Here is a 22,685-nt window from a genome sequence, read left to right on the forward strand (position 1 = left end):
ACGTTAAATATTCTTATTTATTTTCTTCTCCTTCTTCAGTTAACGCATCCTCTGAGGATATTGAACTATTAGAAATTTTTTCTTGGCCTTTTTTATCGAATTCTTCGCCAAAAGATCTTTTGCCAAAAATCTTCTCTAAATCTTCTTTAAAGATGACTTCTTTTTCTAATAATCTTTCTGCAAGGATAGTAAGTTTATCTTTATTATCGGTCAATACCTGAATGGCTCTCTGGTACTGTTCTTCAATAATTTTAGATATTTCTTCGTCAATCTTCTTTGCAGTATCCTCGCTATAGGGCTTAGAGAAACCATATGAATCTTGCCCTGAAGAATCATAGTAGGTAATGTTTCCTATTTCTTCATTAAGACCATAAATGGTTACCATAGCTCTAGCTTGCTTGGTTACTTTTTCCAAGTCACTTAATGCTCCGGTAGATATTTTGTTGAAAATTACTTTTTCAGCAGCTCTACCGCCCATAGTAGCACACATTTCATCTAACATCTGCTCCGGACGTACAATAAGACGTTCTTCTGGCAAATACCAAGCGGCACCTAATGATTGACCTCTTGGTACAATTGTAACCTTTACTAGTGGAGCGGCATGCTCAAGCATCCAGCTTGTGGTAGCGTGACCTGCTTCGTGATAAGCAATAGTTTCTTTCTCACCAGGAGTGATAATTTTATTCTTTTTCTCTAACCCCCCAACAATTCTATCGACAGCATCTAAGAAATCTTGTTTTGAAACCGCTTTTTTCTCTTTTCTAGCAGCAATTAATGCAGCTTCATTACAGACGTTTGCAATGTCTGCACCTGAGAATCCAGGTGTTTGTCTGGCTAAAAAGTCTAGATCTAAAGCTTCTGAAGTTTTAATAGGTCTTAAGTGAACTTCAAAAATTTCTTCTCTTTCTCTAATATCTGGTAGGTCTACATATATCTGTCTGTCAAAACGACCTGCACGCATCAAAGCTTTGTCCAGTACATCTGCACGGTTGGTTGCGGCTAGAACAATAACGTTCGTATTCGTTCCAAAACCATCCATTTCAGTTAATAACTGATTTAAGGTGTTTTCGCGTTCATCATTAGAACCTGTAAAATTATTTTTACCACGTGCTCTACCAATAGCATCTATTTCATCAATAAATATAATGGCAGGAGATTTATCTTTTGCTTGTTTAAAAAGGTCGCGCACTCTAGATGCACCTACACCAACAAACATCTCTACGAAATCAGAGCCTGACAACGAGAAGAAAGGTACTTTGGCTTCACCAGCAACGGCTTTTGCCAAAAGTGTCTTACCTGTTCCCGGAGGCCCTACTAGAAGGGCTCCTTTTGGTATTTTACCACCTAGGGAAGTATACTTGTCCGGGTTTCTAAGAAACTCTACTATTTCTTCAACTTCTTCTTTCGCGCCTTCAAGACCTGCAACATCTTTAAAGGAAGTTCTTGTGTCTGTCTTTTCGTCAAAAAGCTTGGCTTTAGATTTACCAATATTAAAGATTTGACCTCCAGCACCGCCGCCGCCGCCGCCAGACATTCTACGCATCAAATAAATCCAAATACCAATGATTAAGACAAAAGGTAGTATGCCTAATAGAAGATCCATTAGATAGTTATTGTCCGTATCATAATCGACAATAGTATCTAGATTATTTTCTTTTTTGATGTTTTTTATCTCATTCTCAAAGTTCTGCAAATCACCGTAATCCAATACATATTGAGGTACAGCACCGGTTGAAGGAAGAAAAGGCTTTTCTGCAACATCTTTATGAACATCTTTAGCCATGGCTTCTTCCGTAAGGAAAACTTTTGCCTGGCGCGTATTCGTAATAATCATTATCTCTTTGACATCACCATTTCTAAGGTATTCCTGCAACTCCGAAGTTGTTGTCTTTCTGGTGCTGGCCAAGTTGCCACTACCTATAAATTGAAAAGCTATTAAAAGTATTGCAATCAATCCATAAATCCACCATGAGCTGAACTTCGGTTTCTTGGTATTTGTATTATTATCTTTAGCCATTATTATTTTTTACTGATTCAAACTGCTACTACTTTCTATTGTGGTTACTTTGGCATCTCCCCAAAGTCCTTCAATATCATAATATTCTCTAATTTGTCTTTGAAAAACGTGTACAACAACATTAACATAATCCATTAATACCCACTCGGCGTTATCTTCACCTTCTACATGCCAAGGTTTGTCTTGTATGGATTTGCTAACGATTTTACGAATTGAACCTACTATTGCGTTTACGTGCGTATTTGAAGTACCATTGCAAATTATAAAGTAGTCACAAACTGTATTTTCTATATCTCTAAGGTCAAGTAGATTTATATCTTGTCCCTTAACTTCTTCTATCCCCTGTAATATCAATGCAATTAGTTCATCTGCACTGGCTTTGCTTTTTTGCATTCAAAAATTTTAGTTTCTACAAAGTTATTATTTTTTTGTTCTTTTAGACCTAGTTTTTTATAATAGATACAATATCTTCAAAATGAGCCTAGCATGAATATAATCAAACTTGATGCCACGGACTCTACAAACGCATATTTAAAGCGTTTGTTGTCTGATGTTAAGCAGGCTGATTTTACAGTGGTTTCTGCTAAAGAACAGCGTAGTGGAAAGGGGCAAATGGGGGCTAAATGGGAGTCTGATACTGGTAAAAACCTTACATTTAGTGTGTTAAGGCAAGATTTGGCCTTGCGGGCCAATGATTATTTTCTACTAAATATTTGTGTGTCGCTGGCTGTTTATAATACATTAAAAGCGTACCAAGTACCAGATTTAACAATAAAATGGCCCAACGACATTCTGTCAGGTACGTCAAAAATTTGTGGAATTCTTATTGAAAATATGTTGTCGGGAACTTTAATTAATACTGCAATTATAGGAATAGGGTTAAACGTGAACCAAACCTTTTTTGGAACGCTTGAAAATGCGTCGTCATTAAAATTGATTTTGGGTTATAATTTTGATTTGGATGAATTGTTACACGAATTAGTGGAAAGTCTAAAATCTGTTTTTTTAGAGTTGAATACGAGTAGCAAAGAAAGTTTATGGCAGACTTACGAGCAGGTACTTTTTAGAAAAGACAAACCCTCTACTTTTGAGAATAAAAAAAATGAGCTGTTCATGGGCTTTATTCGTGGAGTTTCGCCAAAGGGAAAACTACAAATAGCCATGGAAGATAACGTGCTAAAAGAATTTGATATTAAAGAGGTAAAATTGCTCTACTAATTAAATCTTCGTTAAGTTTTCTGATAACGTACTCATGAAATTCGTTATTGGGTGTTTAACCATCATTGCCATCATAGCGTTGAACTGACCTTCAAAACTTAATGAAACTTTACTTTCTGTATCGCTCACAGCAAGAATATCTGCAGTAAGTGTAAAAGGCAGTTTGTCACTAGCTGCACCTAAAATAATTTGGCTGTTAGGTGTCTGTGTTTGTCGTTGCAATACAATTTGCGGCATACCTTTAAGGGCAAAAAGAAAACGATCTTCATTGATCACTTCAAATTTATCAATGTTTTCTGGCATTAATTTTTCAAAATTCTTCAGGTCTGTTAAGAACTCAAAAACTTCTTTATCTCCTTTTGCAATATCTTTTTGTGGTGTCTCTATGTGCATATTACTATTATTGTTCCCATTTAGAAGGGTTTTTTCTCCATTCTAATAAGGTATTTAACTGCTCTTCTTTTATAAAATGAGTGTCTGAGGCTTGCTCGATCAAATGGTCGTAATCACTAAGTGTATTTAAAGAAACATTTTTTTCTTCAAAATTACTTTGTGCAACATCAAAACCATAAGTAAAAATGGCTAACATACCTTTTACATTGGCACCGGACTCTTTTAAAGCCTCTACAGCATTCAGACTACTTTTTCCCGTACTGATCAAATCTTCAATAACTACTACGGTCTGGTTGGTTTCTAATTGGCCTTCAATCTGATTCTTTCTCCCGTGTGCCTTGGGTTCCGGGCGTACGTAAATAAACGGGAGTCCTAGAAAATCAGCGACCAAAGCGCCAATTCCAATAGCTCCTGTGGCTACTCCGGCAATAATATCGGGCTTGCCATAAAGGGCCTCTACTTGCTTTGCCATTTCTTCTCTAACGAAGTTTCTAATGACAGGGTAGGAGAGTATTATTCTGTTATCACAATATATTGGAGATTTCCATCCGGAAGCCCATACGAAAGGATTTTCCGGTTTCAACTTAATTGCATTAATTTGCAGTAGAAGTTCGGCCGTTTTCTTGGCGGTATTTTTGTCTAAAACCATGACGCAAATGTATAAAGTTTTTGTGAACGAATTGCCTTTGATCTTAACAAATAAGCTCTCAGAAACTGGAGGCGGTGAATATTTTTTGCTAAACGAAGCTTCTATTCAAGAAGCCATAAAGGCATTAAGAAAGAAAAAACTGACTGAAGCCTATATCTATCACCCTAATCATGAAGATATTCTTAAGAAGTTTACACATAGAATTCCTCTAGTGGTTGCTGCTGGTGGAGTGGTTACCAATGATATTGGCGAGGTGCTATTTATTTATAGAAACGATAAATGGGATTTGCCAAAAGGAAAATTAGATAAGGGAGAATCTATTGAAGTCTGTGCCGTAAGGGAGGTTATGGAGGAAACTGGAGTGAAAGATCTTAGAATAGAGAATTTTTTAAGAACCACCTATCATATTTTCAGTAACAACGGTGTGTATACTTTAAAAGAGGTGCATTGGTACGCAATGCGAACCAGTTATACAGGCAAACTGAAACCTGAAAAGAAAGAGGGGATAATGAAGGTAAAATGGAAAGGTCCTAAAAAAATTCAAGAAGCACTCCAAAACTCATATAACAACATAAAAATACTTTTTGGAGCATAACTTCTACTCTTTCATAATTCTATAGACAGGGTATTGCATGTGAGCATCTTCGTAATGGTCAGAGTGTTTAAAAATCCAGTCTAGCTGTACGTACCAGTTGCCGTTAAAAAGGGAATCATTGCTTTTTTTGGATAGAAAACTATCTTTCAAAACTTGGTTTTCCTCTAATAACCTGGCGGCTTCATCTTCAAATACATATGGAGAAAACCCTTCTTTTTGTTGCAAAATCGAATCGAAAAAATTCCAGTTAAAGAAAGAGTCTTTAGTTTCCGGCTCTAGAGTTTCTATGATATACCGAACACCTTTTTGGTCGGTAGGAATTAAAATATCTCCCTGTTGAAATTTCATTTTTTTTGTTGAGTTTCTTACTTCTGTGTCGTAGTGTGGGTAGTGGCCTTCATACGGTTTATCTACTGTTTTGTAGCTATCTATTTTGTACGACTGTACAGTGAGCATTGTATCTTTTTGGAATGTCTTGTAATTTATTTTGTTGACTTCTAAAAGAGAAATTACTTTGCGCCAACCCTTTTTAAGTATATAGGCATTAGGAATTTCAACGGAATCTATAGGTGTATAGAAATTTTGATATGGTGTTTTTTTATTAAACGGTCGGGTTCTGTCATATTTTAATCTCGTGAGCCCTGTTACTGCACTGGTAAGTGTGTCGCCTTCGTATCCCTTAAAATCTAAAATTGTTGTTTTTGTAGTATCTACCTGCCATTTGGTAGGGTAGTGGGTCCAATCTTTATGTCTATGTTTTGCTTGTGCCCTTAATTGTTCTATTTCTTTAGAATTTGCCTCCGCAAAATCAATCATTTTTGTCATGAGCTGGTAGGTGCCTTCTACTCTCTGCTTATAAGGTTTGAGCATATGTGTTTCTACCATCATACCAAAAGTATTCCATAAGGTAGTATATCCTGTGGAGTATCTGGGGTAATCCATGAATTGGGAAAATCCTTTTTCAGGCACTTGGTTGAAGACGTTGACGTATGGTGTAATGTCCCATTTTGCCTCTTGTAATGATTTCTCTAAAGAGGGCATCATTTTATTGTTTACATAATCACCTAATTCTCCGCCTAATTTATTGTGTTGCGTAAAGAGATGTGTTAATGTATATTGGTAATCCGCTCCGTTACTTACATGATTGTCAATAAAAATGTCAGGATTGACCATGTGAAAAATTTCAAAAAAGGTGCGAGCATTTTTAGTGTCTCCCTTAATAAAATCACGGTTAAGGTCATAATTTAAAGTGTTTCCTCTAAAACCGTATGATACAGGGCCGTTTTGGTTGGCTCTTGTGGTGCTGTTTCTGTTCAAAGCTCCGCCAATATTATAAATGGGAATGGTTACCAATACGGTGTTTTTTGGAGGGGTTAATTTGCCAGTGGCAAAATCTTTATATAACAACATGGTAGCATCAATACCATCACTCTCACCAGGATGAATCCCGTTATTGATAAACAAAATAGTCTTGTTATCTCCTATTTTTTGAAAATTAAAATCGCCATCTGGATTATAAGTAATTATATGTAGTGGGTAGCCACTATCTGTTTCACCAATGGTTTGCATATTAATTTCAGGAAACTCTTTAGCTAGCCTAATGTAGAAATCTATTGTTTCTAGGTATGTTGCGGTTTCGGTGCCGTTACTAAGTTCAAAATGGGTTCTGTAGTCCTCAATATTGTCTTGTTGTTCCGTTTCACATGAAAAAAAAATGAGCAAGACTGCAAGAAGAACAATACATGAGAAGGGGCTGTAGGTGATAGATAGTCGTTGCATATATCAAAAATAAGCAAAAACAAGTAAGCTTATACTATGCAATTTTGGTAATCTCGGCAACGTGTTCTTTGCGAATTGGTTTGTTGTTAAAGGTAATGGTATGGCACGTTTTTTTCTTGAACTCTTCCCAGTTTTGTAAATCGAAGGTGTCTATTGAAGAAGTAATAATGTTTACTCGTACTTTTTCGGTTAGATCAAAAGTGATGAACTCATCTAGAAACTGCCAGCCGTCCATAATTGGCATGTTTATATCTAAAAAAATTACCTGAGGGACTTTTTTATTTTCTTCAATCCTCTGCTTAATCCCTTCAATAGCCAGTTTGCCATTGCGGTATACACAAATATCATTACAATCAACCACAAGGCTTAACATCTTTTGAATGCCAAAAACTGTAATAGGGTCATCATCAATAATACAAATACTTTCAATTTTGTTCATTAAAATATATTTTGAAAGTAGTGCCTAGGCCTACCTTACTGGCAACAGTTACTTTGCCGTTCATTGCCTCTATTTGGTTTTTAGTTATGTAAAGACCTATGCCTCTGGCGTCACTATGATCGTGAAAGGTTTTGTACATGCCAAATAGTTTGTTTCCGTATTTTTTAAGATCAATACCCAAACCGTTATCCTCAATAGATAACACTACATAACCATTTTCGCTTATAGTGCTCAAAGTAATTAATGGAGGTCTGTCTGGATGTCTATATTTAACAGCATTAGTAATGAAATTCATTAAGATACTGTCAATATATGCAGGTATAACCTTAATAGTCGTATGTTCTGAAATAGCGTTTACTATTTTAGCATTATTGTTTACTAAAAATGCTTTTAGGTTTCGTTTTACAGAAACAATACGTTGGTTTAATCTAACAGGTTTTTTCTCAAGATTAATATTTGTATTGATTGCAACGACTTCATTTAGGTTCTCTAAGGTTTCAAGCAAATTATCAGAAGCTTGGGTAAGCATTTTAATGATGTTGGACTTCTCGTTCTCGTTTTTTTCGTTGGCAAGAAAATCTAATAACATAGAGAAATTAGCGGTGTGAGAGCGCAGGTTGTGAGAAACAATATGCGCAAAATTCACTAATTTTTTATTCTGATGCGAGGTAACATTGATTAAATCGCGTAGTTCTTGTTCTTTTTGTTTAAGGTCAGTAATGTCCATACTGATACCAACCAGACCTTGTGCTTTTCCGTTATTTCCTTTCAAAGGAATTTTAGATGTTAGAAAAGTAGCAATTCTACCGTCTTTAGTTTCGTTTATAGTCTCCCTACCTAAAATAGGGATAAGAGTTTCCATAACTTGTAGGTCTTCTGACCTAGAAATTAGTGCAATATCTTTGTTGAATAGCTCAAAGTCGCTTTTTCCTAATAACTCATCAGCACTATCTACACCCATGTAATCACACTCGGATTTGTTTACCAGAATTTTTCTTGATTCTGTATCTTTTATAAATACATTTAGAGGTAAATTATCAATTAAAGTACGCAGTAATAGCTCGTTTTCTCTGGTCTTTGTCTCTGACTGAACTTGTTTTTCTATGTTCTGTAGGGTCCCTTTGATGCCAACAATTTTACCATCTGAATATGTGGGCATACCTGACGCCTGTACCCAAATATTCTTGCCATTAGAGGTTCTTAACTGTAACTTTTCGCTCCAGGTTTTACCCTTGTTCATGCTTTCATGAACTAACATTGAAATTGTATTTCTACTGTGACCGTCCTTATAAGAAGATAGGGCGCCGTCAAAAGAGAATTGGTGATCCGCTCCAACATTATATATTTTTCGAATGATATCGCAACATATAAGCTTGTCATCTTGGATGTTGTAATCCCAAACCCCTATTTCGCTTATCTCACACATGGCATCAAGAAGAGATTGAAGAGTGTCTACTTGCTCTTTCTTTAACTTCTTTTCTGTAATGTCTTCAAATTGTATGATCAGACCAATGGGATTATTTTGATCATTTTGCCAAGCGGTGCACGCCCACTTGTACCATTTAGAATCAGTGGCACTATTTAAACTGTAATTTACATTGGTATCATGAGTCTTGTCTGAAAGACAGTGGTAAAGTGTATTTTCCCAGTCTTCACTAAGTGTTGTGAATAACTCGTTTATAGGTCTGCCTAACGTATCGTTTGAATCAAAATCAAAATCTGCAAAGAACTTGTCGGAAGCATAAACAACCTCGAACTTTTTGTTCGTGAAAACAGTAGCTGTTGGCAGCTGTTTTACTAAGGGGTTGTTTAATGTGGTTTTGGTTCCGTTCAAGGCTATGTTGTAATTTCTGACTAAAGTAGCTGCATTTTGTGTTATATCTAAACCTTTGTTGTGAATAGCATCAAACTCGTTGTGTTGCACGAAAAAAGGGTTGTATAGGTAAAATAAAAGCTATTTATGTTGTATTTACCTACAAATTACAAATTATATTTAAGAATTAACACTTTTAAATGTGATATTAGAAGATTAGGTGGTAAAACTTAAAATGTACGGACAGTATCAGGCACAAGGCTCGTGTAGTCACCTCCGTTTCTGATTACATCTCGTACAATTGAAGAACTAATGTAAGATTTTCCTGAAGATGTTAATAAAAATACAGTTTCTATTTCAGATAACTTTCTGTTGGTGTGTGCTATAGCTTTTTCAAATTCAAAATCACCAGGATTTCGTAGTCCTCTCAAAATAAAATCAGCATCAACTTTTTTACAGAAGTCTACGGTTAGGCCTTCATAGGTATGAACTTTAATTTTAGGTTCATCTTTAAAAGCGTCTACAATAAACTTCATGCGTTGTTCCAATGAAAACATATATTTTTTATCGGCATTTACACCAATGGCAATTATAATTTCATCAAATAAGGTAACTCCTCTTTGTATAATATCCGAGTGACCTAAGGTAAGTGGGTCAAAAGAACCTGGAAATATTGCACGTCTCATAAGTGTATTGGAATTATAGGGTTAATTTACCCATTCTTATAAAGTTACCCTTTTTTATTTAGAGCTTCATCTACGGCACTAGTGAACAATTCTTCTAGAGAAATACCTTCCTTTTCCGCTTGTTGAGGCAAGATACTTTCTGTGGTGAGTCCGGGAGTGGTATTCATTTCTAACATATAGGGTTCATCACCTATAAAAATAAATTCACTTCTGGAGTAGCCTTTCATTTTTAATACTTCATACGCACGTTTTGCAATTTCCTCAACCTTTTTTTGTTGTATTGTTGAAATACGTGCAGGTGTAATTTCTTGGGACTTACCCTCATATTTTGCTTCGTAATCAAAAAAGTCGTTTTCAGAAACAATTTCGGTAATGGGCAAGACTTTTATTTCTCCTCTATAAGTTATTACACCAACTGAAACCTCTGTGCCATCTAAAAAAGCTTCAATTATAATCTCATCGTCTTCTTTGTATGCATTATCTATAGCGGCTTTTAAGTTTTCTTTTTCGTGAACTTTAGAAATTCCAAAGCTACTTCCGGCTTTATTAGCCTTTACAAAACAAGGTAGTCCTACTTTTTCAATAATGGCTTCTTCGTCTATGGTGTCTCCTAAATTTAAGTAATAGGATGGGGCAGCATGTATTCCGTAAGGTTTTAATACACTTAAAAGGTCCCGTTTATTAAATGTAAGGGCAGATTGGTAATAATCACAAGAGGTCTGTGGAATACCTATCAGTTCAAAATAGGCTTGCATTAGGCCATCTTCTCCAGGTGAACCATGAATAGCATTAAAAATACAGTCAAAACGTAACGTTTCTTTTTCAAGGTTTACTGAAAAATCATTTTTATTGATTGGGTATTCTTCATTGTCTTCATCAACATAGACCCATTTATCTTTAAAAATATGGATGCGGTACGTATTGAATTTTTCTTTGTTGAGGTATTTGTGCACTACATTTCCACTGGTAAGCGAAATTTTATATTCGCTACTATAACCACCCATAATTATGGCAATATTCTTCTTCATACAACCGTTTAAAATTTACTCTATAAAACGAAACCGAAATTAAACAAAAAAAGCAACACGAGTTCACTATATTTGTTGCGTTAAAAGGAACCCAATGCGTAATTTTTTCAATTTTTTAAAAAGTAAGGTATTTTTTATCCAAATAGGTCTAGCCATTTTGGTTCTGATACTCTTGGTATTTTTTATGTTACGTTGGTTAAGTTCAACCACGAACCATGGTGAGTTTGTTGAAGTGCCCGACTTTGCTAAAATGTCCGTGCCGGAAATGCGTAAATCTGTAGAAGAGGCTAAATTAAGGTATGAGGTCTTGGATTCTGCCAATTTTAATCCGGATTACCCTAGATTTTCTATCATAGAACAAAATCCACCTGCCGGCAACAAGGTTAAGGAAAACCGAAAAATTTATTTTACGGTCAATCCGTCTGGCTATAAGAAAGTTTCCGTTCCTAATATTATACAGGTTACACAACGTAATGCGGCCTCTATGCTACGTGCTGTAGGTTTAGATGTGCAACGCGTTACTTATATAGACCAATTAGGAAAAGATATGGTCTATTATATAAAGTATAAAGGAAAACAAGTGAAGCCGGGTGATAAGTTACCTAAAACTTCTAAAATTGAGTTGGTTTGCGGTAATGGTTCCATAACCGAGCAAGCAAAGGTTCAAGCAGATTCAGAATAGTACATGCAAACACCGGAAAATCAAGAATTGAACGATGATGAGCTTTTTGAACATCATCGTGTTATAGCTTCAAAGGGGCAAGTGCCATTAAGAGTGGATAAATTCTTAATGAACTTTATAGAATACGCTACCCGAAATAAAATTCAGCAATCTGCTAAGAATGGGCATATTTGGGTAAACGGCACTATTGTAAAACAGAACTATAAGGTAAAGCCTAACGATGAGGTAAAGGTATTGTTTGAGCACCCTCCCCATGAGTTTCTATTGGTTCCGGAAGATATACCCATAGATGTTGTTTATGAGGATGATGTGCTGTTGGTAGTCAATAAGCCTGCAGGTATGGTGGTGCATCCTGGTCACGGAAACTATTCTGGGACCCTTATTAATGCACTTTTGCACCATGTTAAGGATTTACCGGCAAACAGTAATGAACGTCCTGGTCTTGTGCATCGTATTGATAAAGACACTTCAGGACTTTTGGTAGTGGCCAAAACAGAGGCGGCCATGACACACCTTGCCAAACAATTCTTTGATAAAACTTCTGAACGGGAATATGTTGCTCTAGTTTGGGGGAATGTACAAGATGATGAGGGTACTATAGAAGGAAATGTAGCAAGAAATCCCAAAAACCGTTTGCAGATGCATGTCTTTCCTGAAGGAGATGAAGGTAAGGAAGCGGTTACGCATTATTCCGTTATGGAGCGATTGGGTTATGTAACTTTGGTTTCCTGCAAATTAGAGACCGGTCGTACCCACCAGATCAGGGTTCACATGAAATATATTGGCCATACACTTTTTAATGATGAGCGTTATGGTGGTGATAAAATTTTAAAGGGAACAACATTTACCAAGTATAAACAGTTTGTAGATAATGCTTTTAAGGTATTGCCCCGGCAGGCTCTACATGCAAAAACGTTGGGTTTTGTGCACCCTGTAACCGGAGAAATGATGCGTTTTGATTCTGAAATTCCACAGGACATGTTAGACTGTATTGAAAAATGGCGACATTATTCACAGCACAGTAACTAAGTTATAAATAACATTGATACTCATATCAATAACTCTTTTCTTATGCCATAGGTTATATTGATAATCATCAGTATTTTTACCTGAAGTTTTTCAAAATAGACACTAGTATGAAGATTGTTATCTCACCGGCAAAATCTTTGGATTTTGATAAGGAATACCCTAAATATAAAGAAACACAACCTCAATTTTTAGAAGAGGCTTTAAAACTAAATAAAATTTTGGCCAAGAAAAACCCTAAAGCTTTATCCGAGCTTATGGGTATTTCAGATAATTTGGCGCAGTTAAATTATCAAAGAAACCAAGATTTTGAAGTGCCTTTCACACTTAAAAATGCACGCCCTGCCGTTTACGCTTTTAATGGGGATGTGTACCAAGGGTTGGATGCGTATACCATGCCTTCTCAAAAAATGGAAAAACTACAGGAAAGCTTACGTATTCTTTCTGGCCTTTATGGCTTTTTAAGACCGTTGGATTTAATGCAACCGTATCGCCTGGAGATGGGTACGCAATTAAAAGTAGGTAGAAAAAAGAACCTGTATGAGTTCTGGAAAAAAACCTTAACGGACGAGTTGAATTCCGAAATGCAGGATGATGAACTTTTCATCAACTTAGCTAGTAATGAATATTTTAGTGCAATAGACACCAAAGCTTTAAAAGTGCCTGTAATTAGTCCCGTCTTTAAAGATTGGAAAAATGATAAGTTAAAGATCATTAGTTTTTATGCTAAAAAGGCCCGTGGCTCCATGGTGCGCTATATTATAGATAAAGATGTAAATACGCTAGATGAGCTAAAAGGGTTCAATTATGACGAGTATGAGTACAGTGAAGCGCATACCGTAAAAGAAAACGAACCCGTTTTTATCAGGTAGTTAGTAAAATTAACCTTATGAAAGAGCACTTTTCTGTTGAAGAGAATATTCTGTTTGATTTTTTCAATCAGGTATATCCATTAACTGAAAATGATTTTGAGCCTTTGGCTAAGGTTATACGAAAGAAAAAAATAAAAAAGGGAGAGTTTCTGTTGGATATAGGGCAGGTGGAGACCAAGACCAGTTTAGTTTTAAAAGGGTTTATCCATCAATACACCATTATTGAAGATAATCTGTTTACAATAGATTTTTCTCTGACAGGTATGAGTTTCAATAATTTTACAAGTTATATGGAAAACTCACCTTCCAATCAAATACAAGAAGCATTAACTGATTCTGAAATTATCTATTTTGAAAAAGAGGACATAGACAAACTTCTATTACAAAGCCACCCATTTTCCTTTATTTATACGAAACTATTTGAACAAGTTCACCTAGAGCGGGAAAAGAGATCTTTAATACTGCAGCATAAGAATGCCTACAAAAAATACGAACTTTTTTTGAGTACAATTTCTAAATCTAAAAGATTTTTAGAAGAGGTGCCTCAAAAATTAATTGCCAATTATTTAGGTATGACAGCAGAAACCTATAGCAGGGTGAAAAAAGCATACTTAAAAAACGCTTAAAAGGGTAATTTCTTGATTTGGAATAAGTTTTAAGTTTTAAAGATTTTGGACTTTTGAAGCAAAGTCTAAGGCTATGAAACTTGCAACAATTCTTTTACTCTCTAGTTTACTGTTTAGCTGCTCTAATGATGATGATAGTTTTGATGTCATCGGTAAAAAAGAACAATTTGTTGTAACCTCTTCTGTAATAAATGACAGTTACCCTGTGTATGTCTTTCTTCCTGAAAATTATAATGCCAATTCAAAACATCAATTGATTATTGCTTTGGACGGAGACACAAGGTTTAATACAATTGCAGGGATTATTTCGGATAAAGTACAAAAGGAAAGTATACCTCCTTGTATTTTAGTAGCTGTTGGTAATAACAAGCAAAGAAATAGGGATTATACCCCTACTGTTTATGCCCACGGTTCTGGTGGTGCTGAAAAATTCTATCAATTTATTAAGAATGAAGTAATACCGGAATTAGAATCTAGGTACAGTATAGATCCATCCAATAACAAAACATTAATTGGCCATTCCTTTGGTGGACTATTTACACAATATGTAATGGCTCAAGAAAGAGCTTCAAACCCTTTCAATAAATTCATATCAAGCGGTACATCATATTGGTATGATGCTGGGGTTATATTCGAATTTGAGGAATCCTATGCCAACACACATAAAGATTTGGAGGTAAAATTCTACAACGGTATGGGCACCTTAGAAGGTGGGGTTATGCTGGCGTCCTTTGCAGAAATGAATCAAAGGCTCAATTCTAGAAATTATCCAAATTTTAAGCATCGGAGTGAATTAATAGAAAAAAGTGGACATAGTGGTTCTACAAGTGAAATATTTAAAAAGGGATTGGACTATGTATTTATCAATTAAAGGAGCAGTAGTTATTTTATTTCTTTTTATTGGGTCAGCTGTATGGGCGCAGGAAGCAAATACTAATTCAATAGAGATAGGGGTGCTCGCAGCTGGTGATGAAGCATTATATTACGGCGCTTACGGTAAATATACTATACCACTTTCCCAAAATAAAAATCATTTTACTTTAGGGTTTTCCATGGTTGTATATTTTGATTTTAAAGGAGAATCCGAGCCTGATGCATATTTAAAAAACGATGTAGATATGCGTTTAATACCAACGGCAAATTTTGGATACTCTCTTAATTTTAATAGGATACAGGTAAATGTAGAAGTACCTGTTGGTTTAAGTTTTGCAAGAACTAAAGGAACTTTGGTTAATGAACGAATAGGCTTTGAAAGGGATTTTTCTAATAATGAAACTTTTTTTAACTATGGCCTATCTTTTTCTCCAAAATATAAGATTAGTAGCACCAATAGTCTTGGACTTTACGGTTTTTTGCCCTTAGTTAGTGATAAAGCTCAATCTGGATATCAAATAGGGATTGGATGGACCAAAATATTTGGTCATAAGTAAAACAGTAGTTTCAACTGCTATCAAAATACCCTCTAAAATCCAGTGTAAGAACTAGCCGCTTTACATATAACAACAGTTACTTTTTCTTTTTAATATCTATTTTCTCTTCTACGGTAGGGCGTTTCTTGATTTTTCTTGGTCGCCTTGCCCCAAAAGACCGATTTGCTATTTTTCCTCTTCTAGATTTTTTATCTCCTCTTCCCATATGAATTGTTCTTTATTTTAATATAAGGTTTTAGGTTTAGAATGTCAAATGAAGTGTCTAAAAAGCACTTTATTTCACTATAGAAACATCACAAAATTTCCAGAATTTATAAGGATATCATATTGTTATCCTAAGCCAAAAAAGTTAAGTTTGTTTGAATCGGTTTTTTTTTAAACAAATTTAAACAACACACAAATGAAAATAGAAAAGGTATTAGTAGCGAATAGAGGAGAGATTGCTATACGAATTTTCAGGGCCTGTGTTGAGATCGGAGTACGTACTGTTGGTATTTATACGTATGAAGACCGGTATTCTTTGCATCGTTATAAAGCCGATGAATCCTACCAGATAGGAGAGGACAATGAGCCTTTAAAACCTTATTTAGATATTGATGCCATTATTAAAGTGGCTAAAGAAAATAATGTTAATGCCATTCACCCTGGTTACGGATTCCTCTCTGAAAATGCCAATTTTGCTCAAAAATGTGAGGATAATGGAATTGTTTTCGTAGGACCCAAAGTTTCAGTCTTAAAAGCATTGGGAGATAAGATTACCGCTAAAGAAGTAGCGGTTGCTAATAATATTCCTATTATTCAAAGTAGTGATAAAGACCTAAAAAATATAAAAACAGCAATTTCAGAAGCCAACCGTATTGGTTATCCGTTAATGTTAAAAGCTGCTTCTGGTGGTGGTGGTCGTGGAATGCGCGTTATTCGAACCCAAGAAGAACTTGAGAAAGGCTTCCCAGAGGCTAAAAGGGAATCATTGAATGCTTTTGGAGATGATACTGTTTTCTTGGAAAAATTTGTTGAAAACCCCAAACATATAGAAGTACAAATAGTTGCCGATACGCATGGTAACATGGTACACTTGTACGAACGTGATTGTTCGGTACAAAGAAGGTATCAAAAAGTTATAGAATTTGCCCCGTCTATAGGGCTTCCGCAAGAGACAAAAGATAGTCTCTACCAATATGCCATCAATATTTGTAAAGCGGTTAATTACAATAATATTGGTACAGTAGAATTTCTGGTAGATGATGACGGTAGTATTTATTTTATTGAAGTAAACCCGCGTGTTCAGGTAGAACATACGGTTACCGAAATGATTACTAATATCGATTTGATTAAAGCTCAGCTCTTTATTGCTGGGGGATATAAGCTTTCGGATACCCAAATAAAAATCCCTAATCAAGAATCGGTTCAAGTAACCGGTATTGCGCTGCAGTGTAGAATTACTACAGAAGACCCATCTAATGATTTTAAGCCTGATTATGGTGTGGTTACGACCTATAGAAGCGCCTCTGGTTTTGGTATTCGGTTAGATGCGGGTAGTATCTACCAAGGTGTTGTTATATCACCTTTCTTTGATTCTATGTTGGTAAAGGTTTCTGCTCGCAGCCGTACGTTAGACGGTTGCTGTAGAAAGATGCGTCGTGCTTTGGCAGAGTTCCGTATTCGGGGAGTGAACACTAACATGGCCTTTCTGGATAATATTCTAAAGCACGAAACTTTTCGTGAAGGGAAGGTTACTGTTAACTTTATTAAAAACGAACCCAAACTTTTTGAGTTTGTAGAGCCCAGAAACAGAGCTAATAAGCTTATTACATTTATAGGGGAAACCATAGTGAACGGTAATCCTGATGTTAAGAATTACGACCCTAACCGTAAGTTCACAAAACCAAAAGTACCATCATTTTCCAAAGCGGAAGGTTTCCCAAAAGGAACCAAAGATTTACTCACGGAAATGGGACCGGAGAAATTCTCTCAATGGTTAAAAGCAGAGAAGAAAATTCATTTTACGGATACCACCATGCGTGACGCTCACCAAAGTTTGTTGGCAACCCGTATGCGAACAGAAGATATGATGAAAGTGGCGGAAGGTTATGCTAAAAACCATCCCGAGATTTTTTCTATGGAAGTTTGGGGCGGTGCTACTTTTGATGTTTGTCTGAGGTTTTTACATGAAAACCCATGGGAGCGTTTGGCACTTTTAAGAAAGGCAATGCCCAATGTATTGCTTCAGATGCTAATACGTGGTTCTAATGGCGTGGGATATACAGCTTATCCTGATAACCTAATTGAGAAATTTGTTGAAGAATCTTGGAACACTGGTGTAGATGTTTTTAGGATTTTTGATTCCCTAAATTGGATGAAATCCCTTGCTCCATGCATTGAACATGTACGTAAAAGAACTGGTGGTCTTGCTGAGGGTTCTATTTGTTATACTGGTGATATTTTAAATCCGTCTAAAACAAAATACGACCTTAAGTACTACATACAACTCGCCAAGGATATAGAGAATGCTGGAGCTCATATTTTGGGCGTAAAAGACATGGCAGGCCTTTTAAAACCGAATGCCGCTTTTGAACTGATTTCAGCTTTGAAGTCAGAGATAAATATTCCTATTCATCTACATACGCACGATACTTCTTCAGTACAGACGGCAACCTATTTAAAAGCAATTGAGGCTGGGGTAGATGTTGTAGATGTAGCTTTAGGTGGTCTTTCAGGACTGACATCTCAGCCTAATTTTAATTCTGTGGTTGAGATGCTCCGTTTTAACGAAAGGGAGAATGAAATGAATACAGATAAGTTAGCGGAGTATTCAGATTACTGGGAGTCCGTCAGAAACTATTATTACACTTTTGAGTCCGGATTAAAATCTGGTACGGGAGATGTGTACCACCATGAAATTCCTGGTGGTCAATATTCTAATTTAAAGGGTCAGGCTATTGCTTTAGGTCTTGAAACCAAATTTACTGAGGTTACTAAAATGTATGCTGAGGTTAACCAAATGTTTGGAGACATTGTAAAGGTTACACCAAGCTCCAAAGTGGTTGGAGATATGGCCCAGTATATGATTAGCAACAACCTAACGGTTGCTGATGTGATGGAGAAAGGCCAAGATATTTCATTTCCAGAATCCGTAAAAAGCTTTTTTAGGGGAGATTTGGGGCAGCCAGTTGGTGGGTTCCCAAAGAAACTCCAGAAGATTGTTCTTAAAGATGAGAAACCTTATACGAATAGGCCAAACGCACATCTGGAACCCATAGATTTTGATAAGGAGTTTAAATCCTTCAAAAGAAAGTTCAAAAAAGGAATGGGAAGAGATCTAGAGATGACAGATTTCCTGTCTTATAAACTATATCCAAAAGTATTTACTGATGCATACAACAACCATGTGAAGTACGGTAACCTGGTCAATATTCCTACCAAAAACTTCTTTTATGGAATGGAAGTAGGCGAGGAGATAATGGTTGAGCTAGAAGGAGGAAAAAATGTTCTTATCTCGCTGATGATAAAAGGCGAACCTGATGAAGCAGGAAACGTTAGTATATTCTTCAAAATTAACGGTCAACTTAGGAATGTTTTAATTAAGGATACTTCTGTAAAAGTTGATAAACAAGAAAATACAAAAGCAGATTCTACCGACCCAAAACAAATAGGTGCACCATTGCAAGGTTTGCTTTCTAGTGTACTAGTGAAAACCGGTCAAGAGGTAAAAAGAAACCAACCGCTTTTTGTAATAGAGGCCATGAAAATGGAAACTACGGTAACCGCTACCGAAGAAGGTACAGTGGCTAAGATTCAGTTACAAGGTGGTTCATTGGTAAATTCAGAGGATTTGGTGCTAACCCTAAAATAAGGCTACTTTTGTGCCGATGTTTTTACATACACACCCATACGAGCCTTTTATTTTTGAAGACACTGAGAAGCTGATTGTTGGTACACTTCCTCCTCCAAGGTTTACTACGGGTGAGTTAAAGGTAGATGATGTAGATTTTTGCTATGGAAGCAGAAATGGTATGCTCTGGCCTATTCTTAATCGTATTTTTGATTTAGATTTAGTTTATGAAAACACTCATTTTGCGATTGACCAACGAAAGAATTTTTTGTTGTCTCATAAAATAGGAGTCTGTGACATTGTTGAAAGTGCTGCACGTGATAAAGTAGATGCCTCTGATTTAGGGATGCAGAATGTGCAGTTAAGAGACTTGGTGCATTATTTAGAACGTTACCCCAATATAAGTACCGTTCTTTTTATGGGTGGTAACAGTAAAAACGGTCCGGAATATTTTTTTAGAAAACAGTTGAAAATAGCAGGTCTTCAATTAAAGACTGTTACGGACCAAGTTCCTAGAGTATACGAACTTCAGTTGCCAAAATCAAAACGTATTGTTCGTACGGTTAGTTTAACGGCGCCGTCGGGTGCTGCAAATCGAGCAATTGGCAGTTTGACTTCCTATAAAGAAATGAAAGCAGCAGACCCAAGTTTTAATACCATGGATTTCCGGGTTGTTCAATACCAAGGTTTTTTTCTTTCCTAAGATATATATCCTTCGTAAAAAATAATAATGGAATAGCTATAAACTAAAAAGAGTCCTATCGGTTTCGATAAGACTCTTTTACGAGAACACTATATGAAAATGAAAAAATTTAAATCGGTATTAATTACATGGTAAATGTATATAGTTATGCCGTTTCGAGATAATTATTGTTGTCAAGACTGTTGTTTTTGTGGTGTAGTGTGATATTTTTGTTATATGATGTATTAGAGTAGTAATAGTCATGGATTATTGCCGATATTTACAGATTGAAATTGATATATAATTGCTTAAATTTTAATATTGCCTATGCCGCATTCAGAAAGATTGGTTGAGTTTAAAAAATCGGTCAATAATAAGTTCAATGTCTACAATAGCCTCTTCTTAAATTTACCTTATCGGAATATTGAGAACGTTGGTATGCTTATACCTTTGTTACTTGATCAATGTCAGAAGGGCTTAAGTTCAGGGTTGAATCCGCAAGAGATTTTGGAGGCATTTTTTGAAAATTATGCACATATTGAATCTGAAAAGGACCAAATCGATTTCATGTTCAGAATCATTCAGTACGTAGAAAGACAGGTGGTTTTGTATGATAGTGTAGAAGATGCTGCTTTTCCTAAGTTGCAAGAGCACACGCGTTCGTTATCTATAAAAGATTATTTTGAACTAGTGGATAAAAACAAGAGTTGGGACAAAGTGTCCAAGAAACTCTCTACGTTCAGTGCCCGTTTGGTAATGACAGCTCACCCCACTCAGTTCTATACACCTGCAGTTTTAGATATTATAGAAAAATTACGTTCGTTGATTTTAGAGGATAAAATCGACGATATTGATATCGCTTTGCAGCAGTTAGGGTTAACGTCTTTGATCAATTCAAAAAAACCGACACCTTTAGACGAAGCAAAAAATATCATTTACTTCTTGCGTCACGTGTATTACAATGCTGTAGGTGATTTGTATGCCTATATCAAAGAGAACATTAATAAAGCAGATTTTGAGAATCATAATATAATGAAGTTGGGCTTTTGGCCTGGTGGTGACCGTGATGGTAACCCTTTTGTTACTGCAGATATCACCAAAGATGTGTCTGACGAGCTTCGGGTTACCTTAATGAAGTGTTATTACAATGATTTAAAAATCATTCAACAAAAACTGACCTTCAAAGATTTACAAGAGCCTTTGCAGAAGCTTAGAGGTAACTTGTATGCAGCTATGTTCGATTCGAATAAAAAGGTGGGTTATGCAGATATTTTACAACCACTTTTAGATACTAGAGAATTATTGGTGACTAAATATCACAGTCTATATTTGAAAGAACTGGAGAATTTTATCGATAAGGTAAAAATATTCAAAACTCACTTTGCGACTTTAGATGTGAGGCAAGATCACAGCAAACACGTTTTAGCGATTGAGAGTATATTGAAACAAAACAAGTTGATTAAAGAAGATATCAATGAGCTTTCGGAAGAGGCTTTGGTAGACCTTTTAATCAATAAGGATTTGACGGTAGATGCTAATGACTTTTCCGAGGATATCGTAAAAGATACTATAACCAATATAAAGCAGCTAAAAGGTATTCAAGATGCTAATGGCGAAGAAGGTTGTAACCGCTATATAATCAGTAATTCTGAAGATATCTTTTCAGTATTGTTCGTTTTTGGATTATTTAGATGGTGTGGTTGGAAGAAAGAAGATATCAGTTTTGATATCGTGCCTTTGTTCGAAACCATGAACGGTATGGATGGTGCTGAAAACACAATGCAGACACTTTTTAACTTGCCTGAGTATAAAGCGCATTTGGAAAGAAGAAATAATAACCAGACCATAATGCTCGGTTTTTCCGATGGTACAAAAGATGGTGGGTATCTGAAAGCCAACTGGGCTATTTTCAAGACCAAAGAAACACTTTCCAAGGTTTGTGATAAAAATGGTTTCAATGCTATTTTCTTTGACGGTCGTGGTGGACCACCGGCACGTGGTGGTGGAAAAACACATCGTTTCTACGCGGCACAAACTAAGAGTATTGCCAATCATGAAATTCAATTAACTATACAGGGGCAGACCATTACAAGTACATATGGTACTAAAGAGCAGTTTATTCATAACAGTGAGCAATTATTGACTGCTGGTCTTTCAAATAACCTTTTTGGTAAAGAGAATGTAATTTCTAAAGATCATAGAAAACTAATAGAGCAACTTTCTGAGTTGAGCTTTGAAAAGTATGATGCGCTCAAGCAACATGATAAGTTTATTTCATACCTAGAAAATAGAAGTACTTTAAAATACTACCAAAAAGCGAATATTGGTAGTAGACCAGGTAAAAGAGGGAACAAGAAAAAGCTGGAGTTGACTGATTTAAGAGCTATCTCTTTTGTAGGTTCTTGGAGCCAATTGAAGCAAAACGTACCTGGTTATTTTGGTTTAGGTACCGCAATTCAAACTATTAAGAACGAAGGCAGGTTGTCTGAACTTAAGAAGTTGTATAAAGAAGTACCTTTCTTTAAAGCTTTGATGAGCAATAGTATGATGTCTCTTTCTAAGTGTTACTTTGAGTTAACCTCATATATGAAGCAAGATGAGGAATACGGTGCCTTCTGGAATATCCTTCATGAGGAATATATGTTGTCAAAGAAAATGTTGCTTCTAATATCAGGAAGTAAAATTTTGATGGAAAATGAAGCGGTTTCTCGTGAGTCTATTAAGATACGTGAGAACATTGTTCTTCCGTTGTTGGTGATACAGCAGTTTGCCTTACAAAAAATAGGTAAGGGAAGTGACTTTAAAGACGAGTATGAAAAAATCGTTACTCGTTCCCTTTATGGTAATATTAATGCCAGTAGGAACTCTGCATAACAAAAAATAGCCCGTACGTTTAACGTACGGGCTATTTTACTTTA

Annotated in this window: 21 protein-coding genes; 11 read left to right on the forward strand and 10 right to left on the reverse strand. The window is 35.9% G+C overall.

Annotation, left to right across the window (positions count from 1 at the left end):
• Positions 1-13: 13 nt before the first annotated feature.
• Both ftsH and rsfS read right to left on the reverse strand, forming a co-directional pair.
• The gene (gene ftsH / locus IWC72_RS11215; RefSeq protein ID WP_194526291.1) at positions 14-2,017 is read right to left on the reverse strand and encodes an ATP-dependent zinc metalloprotease FtsH; all 2,004 of its coding nucleotides are present in this window, start codon (positions 2,015-2,017) and stop codon (positions 14-16) included.
• 9 nt (positions 2,018-2,026) lie between these two features.
• A complete protein-coding gene (gene rsfS / locus IWC72_RS11220; protein WP_194526292.1) occupies positions 2,027-2,410 on the reverse strand; it encodes a ribosome silencing factor in 384 nt (127 codons plus the stop codon).
• Positions 2,411-2,503: 93 nt separating this feature from the next.
• Between rsfS and IWC72_RS11225 the strand changes: the two genes are divergently transcribed.
• A complete protein-coding gene (locus IWC72_RS11225; protein ID WP_194526293.1) occupies positions 2,504-3,235 on the forward strand; it encodes a biotin--[acetyl-CoA-carboxylase] ligase in 732 nt (243 codons plus the stop codon).
• Here IWC72_RS11225 and IWC72_RS11230 read toward each other — a convergent pair whose 3' ends face one another.
• Both IWC72_RS11230 and pyrE read right to left on the reverse strand, forming a co-directional pair.
• On the reverse strand, positions 3,236-3,628 hold the full coding sequence (locus IWC72_RS11230) for an SRPBCC family protein (protein ID WP_194526294.1): 393 nt from the start codon (positions 3,626-3,628) through the stop codon (positions 3,236-3,238).
• A 7-nt stretch (positions 3,629-3,635) separates the two neighbouring features.
• Complete coding sequence (gene pyrE / locus IWC72_RS11235; RefSeq protein ID WP_194526295.1) at positions 3,636-4,277, reverse strand: orotate phosphoribosyltransferase; 642 nt, start codon at positions 4,275-4,277, stop codon at positions 3,636-3,638.
• A 7-nt stretch (positions 4,278-4,284) separates the two neighbouring features.
• Between pyrE and IWC72_RS11240 the strand changes: the two genes are divergently transcribed.
• On the forward strand, positions 4,285-4,872 hold the full coding sequence (locus IWC72_RS11240; protein WP_194526296.1) for an NUDIX hydrolase: 588 nt from the start codon (positions 4,285-4,287) through the stop codon (positions 4,870-4,872).
• Between the two features lie 3 nt (positions 4,873-4,875).
• Here IWC72_RS11240 and IWC72_RS11245 read toward each other — a convergent pair whose 3' ends face one another.
• The 5 genes from IWC72_RS11245 to IWC72_RS11265 form a co-directional block, all read right to left on the reverse strand.
• Positions 4,876-6,651: a M14 family metallopeptidase gene (locus IWC72_RS11245; protein ID WP_226968013.1), complete on the reverse strand. Its 1,776-nt coding sequence runs from the start codon at positions 6,649-6,651 to the stop codon at positions 4,876-4,878.
• Positions 6,652-6,685: 34 nt separating this feature from the next.
• Complete coding sequence (locus tag IWC72_RS11250) at positions 6,686-7,090, reverse strand: response regulator (RefSeq protein WP_194526297.1); 405 nt, start codon at positions 7,088-7,090, stop codon at positions 6,686-6,688.
• Entirely contained in the window at positions 7,077-9,014 is a 1,938-nt protein-coding gene (locus tag IWC72_RS11255; RefSeq protein ID WP_317171406.1) for a PAS domain-containing sensor histidine kinase, read from the reverse strand. Before IWC72_RS11255 ends, IWC72_RS11250 begins: the two co-directional genes overlap by 14 nt.
• A 119-nt stretch (positions 9,015-9,133) precedes the next feature.
• A complete protein-coding gene (gene coaD / locus IWC72_RS11260; RefSeq protein ID WP_194529827.1) occupies positions 9,134-9,589 on the reverse strand; it encodes a pantetheine-phosphate adenylyltransferase in 456 nt (151 codons plus the stop codon).
• 44 nt (positions 9,590-9,633) lie between these two features.
• Positions 9,634-10,617, reverse strand: coding sequence for a D-alanine--D-alanine ligase (locus tag IWC72_RS11265; RefSeq protein ID WP_194529828.1), 984 nt, complete (start codon positions 10,615-10,617; stop codon positions 9,634-9,636).
• Between the two features lie 94 nt (positions 10,618-10,711).
• Here IWC72_RS11265 and IWC72_RS11270 point away from each other — a divergent pair, with 94 nt between their 5' ends.
• The 6 genes from IWC72_RS11270 (at position 10,712) to IWC72_RS11295 (ending at position 15,253) form a co-directional block, all read left to right on the forward strand.
• Positions 10,712-11,299, forward strand: coding sequence for a PASTA domain-containing protein (locus IWC72_RS11270; RefSeq protein ID WP_194526300.1), 588 nt, complete (start codon positions 10,712-10,714; stop codon positions 11,297-11,299).
• A gap of 3 nt (positions 11,300-11,302) precedes the next feature.
• Positions 11,303-12,328 (forward strand): RluA family pseudouridine synthase, encoded by a 1,026-nt coding sequence (locus tag IWC72_RS11275; RefSeq protein WP_194526301.1) that lies wholly within the window; start codon positions 11,303-11,305, stop codon positions 12,326-12,328.
• A gap of 107 nt (positions 12,329-12,435) precedes the next feature.
• Positions 12,436-13,197: a peroxide stress protein YaaA gene (gene yaaA / locus IWC72_RS11280; protein WP_194526302.1), complete on the forward strand. Its 762-nt coding sequence runs from the start codon at positions 12,436-12,438 to the stop codon at positions 13,195-13,197.
• A 17-nt stretch (positions 13,198-13,214) separates the two neighbouring features.
• A complete protein-coding gene (locus tag IWC72_RS11285; RefSeq protein ID WP_194526303.1) occupies positions 13,215-13,823 on the forward strand; it encodes a Crp/Fnr family transcriptional regulator in 609 nt (202 codons plus the stop codon).
• 73 nt (positions 13,824-13,896) lie between these two features.
• A complete protein-coding gene (locus tag IWC72_RS11290; RefSeq protein ID WP_194529829.1) occupies positions 13,897-14,694 on the forward strand; it encodes an alpha/beta hydrolase in 798 nt (265 codons plus the stop codon).
• Positions 14,678-15,253, forward strand: coding sequence for a hypothetical protein (locus IWC72_RS11295; protein WP_194529830.1), 576 nt, complete (start codon positions 14,678-14,680; stop codon positions 15,251-15,253). Before IWC72_RS11290 ends, IWC72_RS11295 begins: the two co-directional genes overlap by 17 nt.
• A gap of 76 nt (positions 15,254-15,329) precedes the next feature.
• Here the strand turns inward: IWC72_RS11295 and IWC72_RS11300 are convergent, their stop codons facing one another.
• Positions 15,330-15,458: a 30S ribosomal protein THX gene (locus IWC72_RS11300; RefSeq protein WP_194526306.1), complete on the reverse strand. Its 129-nt coding sequence runs from the start codon at positions 15,456-15,458 to the stop codon at positions 15,330-15,332.
• A gap of 195 nt (positions 15,459-15,653) precedes the next feature.
• Between IWC72_RS11300 and IWC72_RS11305 the strand changes: the two genes are divergently transcribed.
• The 3 genes from IWC72_RS11305 to IWC72_RS11315 all read left to right on the forward strand — a co-directional run bounded on the left by IWC72_RS11305 (position 15,654) and on the right by IWC72_RS11315 (position 22,641).
• Entirely contained in the window at positions 15,654-19,106 is a 3,453-nt protein-coding gene (locus tag IWC72_RS11305) for a pyruvate carboxylase (RefSeq protein ID WP_194529831.1), read from the forward strand.
• 16 nt (positions 19,107-19,122) lie between these two features.
• Positions 19,123-19,788, forward strand: coding sequence for a uracil-DNA glycosylase family protein (locus IWC72_RS11310; RefSeq protein WP_194529832.1), 666 nt, complete (start codon positions 19,123-19,125; stop codon positions 19,786-19,788).
• A 306-nt stretch (positions 19,789-20,094) separates the two neighbouring features.
• Entirely contained in the window at positions 20,095-22,641 is a 2,547-nt protein-coding gene (locus tag IWC72_RS11315; RefSeq protein ID WP_194529833.1) for a phosphoenolpyruvate carboxylase, read from the forward strand.
• Positions 22,642-22,685: the final 44 nt, after the last annotated feature.

It is taken from the genome of Zobellia roscoffensis, assembly GCF_015330165.1.
Taxonomy (GTDB): Bacteria; Bacteroidota; Bacteroidia; order Flavobacteriales; family Flavobacteriaceae; genus Zobellia; species Zobellia roscoffensis.